Consider the following 8,094-nt stretch of genomic DNA (forward strand, 5'->3'; position numbering starts at 1 on the left):
AGTTAAAATAAAAATTTATTCTCCACAATCCTCCTCGCCATCGCTTCTCCATTCTTCACACAATCTCCAACCGAAATTCCTCCGCGAAAGTTTGCACAGAGAAACGCTCCACGAAAATTTTGTTCAAACTTATCCATTGCTTGTTCAACTTTATAATAGCCAAGTTCGTATTGTGGAATTGCTTTTTGCCAGCGATTGATTTTTATGAAATGCGGTTTGCCTTCTACGCGCATAATGGAATTGAGTTCATTCAACACAATATTTTGTAATTCGTTGTCGTTAAGTTCACACATTGTTGGTTGACGTGAACCACCGACAAATGTTGTCAATGCTTCGTAACCATTCGGCGCGCGATTGGGAAATAATGCCGACGACCAAATTGTTCCGAGAATTTTTCGCTTTTCTTTTTCGGGAATTAAAAATCCAAATCCATCGAGTTCGCGTTTGATTTGGTCTCTCTTGAAGCCGAAAAAAACTTCTGCAACAGGAGGATAATAAATTGACAAAAGCGTTTTCGACATTTCCGGGTCAATCTGTCGAATAATTGCTGCAAGATGATACGCTGGAATTGCAAACACAACAGTATGCGATTGCAATTGTTGCTGTTTGCAATCCTGAGTGAACGAAACCGTGAACATACAACGCTCTCCATCGCGCATCGGAATCACGTGTTCCACTTTTGCGTTTAGAAAAATATCGTCACCGAGAAATTTCGCAATTGCTTTTGGCAATGTTTGCATTCCGTTTTTGAACGAAAACATTTTTGCGCTGTCCTTTGCTTTTTCTGCGCGTTGCTTTCGTTCTTTTCTTCCTCTCAACATTCCTTTAATCAATCCGCCGTACTTTTCTTCAAGAGCGTACAATTTTGGAAATGCAGAACGCACACTCAACGTTTCCGGATTTCCCGCAAACACTCCGGCAACAAATGGATTGATGAAGTAATCGAGAAATTCTCTTCCTAATCTTCGTTCGACAAATTGCGCAATGCTTTCCTCCGCATACGCTTTTCCTTGAAACAATTCTCCCGCAACACGCAGCTTTCCTTTCGCGCTTAACAATTTCGTTTTGAAAAATGCAGGCGGCGACATTGGCATTGCATTGAGAACTCCATCTTTCAGAATATATCGCTTGCTCGCTGTTTCATTTGCATACAGCATTTCATCAGCAATGCCAACATCATTTACAATTTCTTTGATTACGGAAGTTGTTTCGAGCGCGCTGTTTGGTCCCGTTTCAATTAAGTAACCGTCAACAAATTCTGTTTTCATTGTTCCGCCCACTTCCGAATCTGCTTCGAGAACAGTTACATCGAAATTATTTTTCTTGAGAAAGTATGCAACAGTCAAACCGGAAATTCCCGCTCCGATAATGATAGCGGATTTTTTAGTATTCATTCCATTCCTTTATTTCTAAGTCTTCGATGCTTTTCTTAGCAAGGGAATCTATAAAGAGTTTAGTTATGAGCGTATTTGTAAGAAGCGGAATATTTAAATCAATCGCTTTGCGGCGAATTATATAATCGTTGTTCAATTCAATATCAGAATAATTTTTAGGAATGTTTATAACGATATCAATTGAACGTTGCTGTAAATACGTGAGAACATTCGGTTCATTCTTATCAAGAGGCCAATGAAGCAATGTTGTTTCAATTCCGTTTTCTTTGAGAAATTTTGCCGAACCTTCTGTTGCAAAAAGATTGAAGTGCATTTCTACAAGTTGGTGAACGCTTGCAAGAAGGTTTGCTTTATTCTTTATATGTCCCAATGAAAGCAAAATATTTTTGTTTGGAAAAGTGTAACCGACGGAAAGCAGTGATTTTAAGAATGCTTCGTGAACGTCATTTCCCAAACATCCTACTTCTCCCGTTGAAGCCATTTCTACGCTTAACACCGGGTCTGCACCGGGCAAACGTGAAAAAGAAAATTGCGGCGCTTTTACTCCTACGTAATCCAAGTCGAGTGTGTAGTATCGTCCGCGAATATCAATTCCCAACATCGCCTTTGTTGCAAACTCGATGAAATTATGTTTCGTTACTTTGGAAACAAATGGAAAACTTCTCGACGCGCGCAAATTACATTCAATAACTTTGATTTGATTTTCTTTCGCGATGAATTGAATGTTGAATGGGCCAGTGATATGTAATGCGTTTGCTATTTTTTTTGTAATTAATTTTATTTTCCTAACCGTTTCCAGGTACAAATATTGAGGAGGAAGGAGCATTGTTGCATCACCGCTATGCACTCCTGCATTCTCAATATGTTCGGAAAGCGCATAGAGAATCAATTCGCCGTTTTGCGCTACAGCATCAATTTCAATTTCTTTTGCATCGGTTATAAATTTACTGATGACAACCGGATGTTCTTTGGAAACGGAAGCCGCTTTTTGTAAATATATATCGAGTTCATTTTTATTGACTGCAACACTCATCGCTGCGCCGCTTAAAACGTAGGATGGTCGAATGAGAACTGGATATTCCACCTGCTCGGCGAATCGTTCTGCTTCTTCAATGGATTTTGCTTCGAGCCATTGTGGTTGGTCAACGTGAAGTGAATCAAGCATCACAGAAAATTTATGACGATTTTCTGCCCGGTCAATATCTAGCGGCGAAGTTCCAAGTATGGTCACATTTTGTTTGTGCAATCGCATTGCGAGATTGTTCGGAACTTGTCCTCCCATGGAGACAATTATTCCTGATGGATTTTCTTTTTCATAAATATCCATCACGCGCTCAAAGGTGAGTTCATCGAAATACAGTCTGTCGCAAATATCGTAATCCGTGGAAACAGTTTCAGGATTACAATTAAGCATTGTCGTTGTATATCCCGATTGTTTTAATGTTTGAACTGCATTCACACAGCACCAATCAAATTCGACTGACGAACCGATTCTGTAAGCGCCGGAGCCAAGAACAACAACATTCTTTTCTGCAGTGAATTCAACATCATCTTCCTCACCGTTGTATGTGAGATAAAGATAATTTGTCTTTGCAGGAAATTCACCTGCGAGCGTATCAATCTGTTTGACACAAGGAAGAATGCCGAGTTGTTTTCTCTTGTTACGAACTTCGAGTAATTCATTTTCCAATGTTCCACTTCGGTAGCGAAACAAACATCGTGCTATTTGGAAATCGGAAAACCCTTGTTGTTTTGCCTGCATCAATAATTCTTTTGAAAGCGTTTCGAATGTTTCGCTGCGAAGTTGAGATTCTGTATCCACAACATTTTTAATTTTAAACAAAAACCATTTATCAATTTTTGTGAGTTCGTGAATTCTCTCTACTGAAATTCCAATCCGAAGCGCTTCGACCACTGCGAACATTCGTTTATCTGTTGGTGAAGTCAATTCTTTTTCTACATCATCGAATGATACAGAATTTGCAACTAATCCGTGCATATTAACATTCAACATTCGTATCGCTTTTTGCAATGCTTCTTCAAACTTTCTTCCGATTGCCATTACTTCGCCGACGCTTTTCATTGCGCTGCCGATTTCCGGATTCACATTGCGAAACTTCTGTAAATCCCAACGCGGAAATTTTACAACGCAATAATCGAGCGATGGTTCAAAACAACTTTTCGTCGCTTTTGTAATTTTGTTTTCAATCTCAATAAGCGAATAACCCAAACCAAGTTTTGCGGCGACAAATGCAAGCGGATAACCTGTTGCCTTTGATGCAAGAGCAGAACTTCTCGATAGTCGCGCATTCACTTCGATAATTCGGTAATCTTCAGAGTTTGGGTCTAACGCATATTGAATATTACATTCGCCGACAATTCCCAAATGCCGAATCACTTTTGTCGCAATATCGCGTAACATAAAATATTCTCTGCTCGAAAGAGTTTGTGATGGCGCAACGACGATGCTTTCACCCGTGTGAATTCCCATCGGGTCGACATTTTCCATATTGCATACAGTAATGCAATTATCGTACGCATCGCGAACTACTTCATACTCAATTTCTTTCCAACCGCCGAGATATTTTTCTATCAACGCTTGCGAAGAAAACGCAAATGATTTTTCCGTAATGCGTTGTAATTCATCTTCAGTATATGCAACTCCCGAACCTTGTCCTCCGAGAGCATAAGCAATCCGAACCATCACGGGAAACCCAAGATTGTTTGCAACGTCTCTTGCTTCTTGAAAAGAAATTACAGCTTTGCTTTCTGCAGTTTTGCAATTGATTTCCTTAAGTGTTTGAATGAAAAGTTCTCTGTCTTCAGTTTTTTTAATTGCTTCAATTTGCGTTCCTAATACACGTATGTTATGTTTCTCCAATGCGCCGGAGTCAAAAAGTTTTACCCCGCAATTCAATGCCGTTTGACCGCCGAATGAAAGCAAAATGCCGTCGGGTTTTTCTTTCTCGATAACGCGTTCAACAAAATAGGGCGTAACGGGGAGAAAATAAATTTTGTCAGCCATTCCTTCGCTCGTTTGAATTGTAGCAATGTTTGGATTGACAAGTACAGTTTCAATTCCCTCTTCACGCAGTGCTTTCAAACATTGACTTCCACTGTAATCGAATTCGCCTGCTTCTCCGATTTTCAAACTTCCGCTGCCGAGAACGAGAACTTTTTTCATATTTATCATTTCAACATCGAAATAAATTCATCAAAAAGAAATTCCGTATCAAACGGTCCCGGTGTATGTTCCGGATGAAATTGTACACTGAAACACGGTTTCGTTTTGTGTTTCAGTCCTTCGTTTGTTCCGTCATTTGAATTGACATAAAATTCTTCCCATTCATTGTTAAGCGATTTCATATCAACAGCAAAACCGTGATTTTGTGTCGTGATGTAACAGCGCTTCGTTCCTACAAGTGTACACGGCTGATTTTGTGAACGATGTCCATAACGGAGTTTGTAGGTATTTCCTCCTGCGGCGAGTGCAAGCAATTGATTTCCCAAACAAATTCCGAATGTTGGAATATTCTGCTCAATTGTTTTACGAATGTGAGAAATAGTTTTACCATTCATTTTCGGGTTGCCGGGACCATTGGAAATCATCACTCCATCAAAAGATTCATTGGAAAAATCATAATCATAGGGAACTCGCAAGATGGAAATATTCCTTTTTATAAAATTCCTCACGATATTGTTCTTTGCACCGCAATCAATGAGAATAATTTTTTTCTTTCCGTTCTTGTTATACAAAATTGGTTCTTCAACTGTAACGGATTGAACAATATCAATCGCATTCGGGTCATAAAAATCTGTCTCCTCCTTTTCAAAAATTATCTTTCCGAGCATTGTTCCTTGCTCCCGAAGAGTTTTAGTGAGTCTTCGCGTATCTATACCATACACAGCTGGTATATTTTCTTTCTTGAGCCACTCGGATAAACTTTGCTTTGCGTTCCAATGCGAATATTCAAAAGAATAATCTGAAACTACTAATGCGCGAACGTGAATTCTACTTGATTCAAAATTCTTGTACAAATCATACTCTTTTTCATCAGATGGTACTCCGTAATTGCCGATGAGTGGAAATGTATATGTGAGAATTTGACCCGCATAACTTGGGTCGGTGAGAGATTCCGTATAACCAACCATTCCAGTAGCAAACACAACTTCACCCGAAGTCGAGTGTTCTGCGCCGAATGAATAGCCTTGAAATTCGCTACCGTTTTCTAAAACGAGGGTGATGGATTTGTTCAATAGTTGGTTTAAAAATAAATCGAATGAATATAAAAAATGCCGACGGAAAATCGGCATTACAAATTATCGTTTCACTTCATTCCACAACGGACAAAGTATTGGCTCGTTTCCTTTTAGATTTTTCTCGAATAGATTTTTACACATCGCAAGTTCGATGGGATTGTTATTCACTTTTTTCAAAACCAAATCGGAAAGACATTCAATAAATGTTTGTGAGTCATTCAACGCCGGCATCATTTCAAATTGTTGTATTCCGAGATGCCCTGCTTCTTCGCGCGTTTCGATATTAATTTCGTGCAACGTTTCGATGTGTTCTGTTACAAATGCAATTGGAATGATGAGCAAGTGCTTTCTTCCTTTCTCTGCAAGTTGTTTTATTGTTGCGTTCAGCGATGGTTTTAACCATTGCGCAGGACCAACTTTGCTTTGATAACACAACGTGTTTTGCGATTTCCATTTCCCTTTTTCCAAAACAAGTTTCACCGTTTCTTCGATGTGTCGTTGATACGGGTCTCCTAATTTTATCATTGATACCGGAACTCCGTGCGCAGAAAAAACCAAATCAATTTCATTCGCATCGAGGTGAGAAAAATTATTCAATGCAGAATTTATGTTCTCAACAATTGCATCAATGTATTTCGGATGATTGTGATAACAGCAAATGGAAGCGATTGGAATCGAAGTGTAATTTTTTCGTTTGCTTACGCGATACCATTCTTTGAAACTCGATAGTGTTGTCGCTTTGGAATATTGCGGATACAACGGAAGTAAAACGATTTTTGTGAAATTATGATTTTTCATCTCATCAATTATTTCATACGTAAACGGTTTCCAATAACGCATTGCGACAAATACTTTTACATCAATAGTTTTGTTTAACTCTCTTTCTAATGCAACTGCTTGTGCATTGGTGAGGTCAAGGATAGGAGATTTACCGCCGATTTCTTCGTAATGTTTTGCAGCGATTTTTTTTCTTCGCGATGAAATCAATTTCGCAAGCGGACGACGTGCAAGAAATGCTCCGGGGAAATTTATAATATCCGGATCGCAAAACAAGCGATACAAAAAAGGTTCAACCGCATCGAGCGAATCTGGTCCGCCAAGTTGAAATAATACGACTGCAATTTTTTCGTTTTGTCTCATTCAATGTTCAATGTAAAATATAAAATGTAAAATCGTTAAACCCATTCTTTCGGATGTTGAAGAACATGCAAAAGTTTTTCTTCACGTGAATTTTCTTTCGGAGCGACATTATATTTCCACTTCACTTCCGGCGGCAATGACATCAATATTGATTCTGTTCGTCCGTTCGTTTCCAAGCCAAACAACGTTCCTCTGTCGTACACGAGATTAAATTCGACATATCTTCCGCGGCGAATGAGTTGCCATTCTTTTTCTTGCGCAGAAAATGGTTCGAGTTTTCTTTTTTCTACAATCGGAATATATGCTTCGAGAAAACTGTTTCCCACATCTTGAACAAATGAGAACGTTTTTTCAATATCATCTTTTACATAATCGAAAAATATTCCACCAATCCCGCGCGCTTCATTTCGGTGTTTGAGAAAAAAATATTCATCGCACCATTGTTTGAAAAGCGGATAAAAAGTTTTATCGTGTTTATCGCAGACATTTTTTAAAACAGAATGAAAATGTTTTGCATCGTCTTCAAACAAATAATACGGTGTTAAATCCATTCCTCCGCCAAACCACGATTCACCGCTTTCAAGTTGAAGAAATCGAACGTTCATATGCGTTGTCGGAATCATTGGCGAATAGGGATGAATAACAAGCGAAACTCCAGTTGCAAAAATTTTCTGCGGAGTTACATTCAATTTCTTCGCAAGCGGTTCCGATAGGGAAGAAGTAATCGCAGAAAAATTTACACCTGCTTTTTCAAACATATTTCCATTTTCCAAAATACGCGTTTTTCCTCCTCCATTTTCACTATGTTGCCAAACATCTTCAAGGAATATCTCTTTGCTATCAACTTCTTCTAATTTTTTACAAATCGTTTCTTGAAGTTGCTCGAAGTATGATTGTGCTTTTTCTTTCATATCAACTATTCGCACAAACTTATTCGTGATGATACTTTTTACTTTCTTGTTTCACTGTTTCAACAAGCAACTTCGCATTTTCCACTGGTGTGTTTGGTAAAATTCCATGACCGAGATTGAAAATATGTCCATCGCTGCTTCCGAATTTTTCTAAAATCTTTTTTGCTTCAGAAATTATTTTCTCCGGTTTGGAAAGCAACAAAATCGGGTCGAAGTTTCCTTGCAACGCAGTTCTTCCGCCGATAATATATTTCGCAACGGATATATCCATCGTCCAATCCACGCCAACAACATCGCAATTTGTTTTTACTAAATCATCGAGCCACATTCCGCTGCCTTTCGAAAAAAAAATAATCGGAATCGTGTTCCCGAATTTTTCTTTTACATCA

Annotated in this window: 6 protein-coding genes; all 6 read right to left on the minus strand. The window is 38.7% G+C overall.

The window, feature by feature from the left end; translation table 11 throughout:
- Positions 1-2: 2 nt before the first annotated feature.
- Entirely contained in the window at positions 3-1,394 is a 1,392-nt protein-coding gene (gene hemG / locus FJ218_10190) for a protoporphyrinogen oxidase (GenBank protein MBM4167269.1), read from the minus strand.
- The gene (gene carB / locus FJ218_10195; GenBank protein MBM4167270.1) at positions 1,384-4,587 is read right to left on the minus strand and encodes a carbamoyl-phosphate synthase (glutamine-hydrolyzing) large subunit; all 3,204 of its coding nucleotides are present in this window, start codon (positions 4,585-4,587) and stop codon (positions 1,384-1,386) included. Before carB ends, hemG begins: the two co-directional genes overlap by 11 nt.
- Positions 4,584-5,708, minus strand: coding sequence for a glutamine-hydrolyzing carbamoyl-phosphate synthase small subunit (carA, locus tag FJ218_10200; protein MBM4167271.1), 1,125 nt, complete (start codon positions 5,706-5,708; stop codon positions 4,584-4,586). Before carA ends, carB begins: the two co-directional genes overlap by 4 nt.
- A 6-nt stretch (positions 5,709-5,714) precedes the next feature.
- Complete coding sequence (gene hemH / locus FJ218_10205) at positions 5,715-6,794, minus strand: ferrochelatase (GenBank protein MBM4167272.1); 1,080 nt, start codon at positions 6,792-6,794, stop codon at positions 5,715-5,717.
- 35 nt (positions 6,795-6,829) lie between these two features.
- Positions 6,830-7,705 (minus strand): oxygen-dependent coproporphyrinogen oxidase, encoded by an 876-nt coding sequence (hemF, locus tag FJ218_10210; GenBank protein MBM4167273.1) that lies wholly within the window; start codon positions 7,703-7,705, stop codon positions 6,830-6,832.
- Positions 7,706-7,724: 19 nt separating this feature from the next.
- The coding region (gene hemE / locus FJ218_10215; protein MBM4167274.1) for a uroporphyrinogen decarboxylase at positions 7,725-8,094 on the minus strand (370 nt) is incomplete at its 5' end.

It is taken from the genome of Ignavibacteria bacterium (genome assembly GCA_016873775.1).
GTDB lineage: Bacteria > Bacteroidota > Ignavibacteria > UBA10030 > F1-140-MAGs086 > JAGXRH01.

What these genes read in the sequence shown, in the direction of transcription:
- carA (MBM4167271.1), bottom strand. Translation starts at nt 5,708, where the DNA reads ATGCCGATTTTCCGTCGGCATTTTTTATATTCATTCGATTTATTTTTA.
- hemF (MBM4167273.1), bottom strand. Translation starts at nt 7,705, where the DNA reads ATGAAAGAAAAAGCACAATCATACTTCGAGCAACTTCAAGAAACGATT.
- hemG (MBM4167269.1), bottom strand. Translation starts at nt 1,394, where the DNA reads ATGAATACTAAAAAATCCGCTATCATTATCGGAGCGGGAATTTCCGGT.
- hemH (MBM4167272.1), bottom strand. Translation starts at nt 6,794, where the DNA reads ATGAGACAAAACGAAAAAATTGCAGTCGTATTATTTCAACTTGGCGGA.
- carB (MBM4167270.1), bottom strand. Translation starts at nt 4,587, where the DNA reads ATGATAAATATGAAAAAAGTTCTCGTTCTCGGCAGCGGAAGTTTGAAA.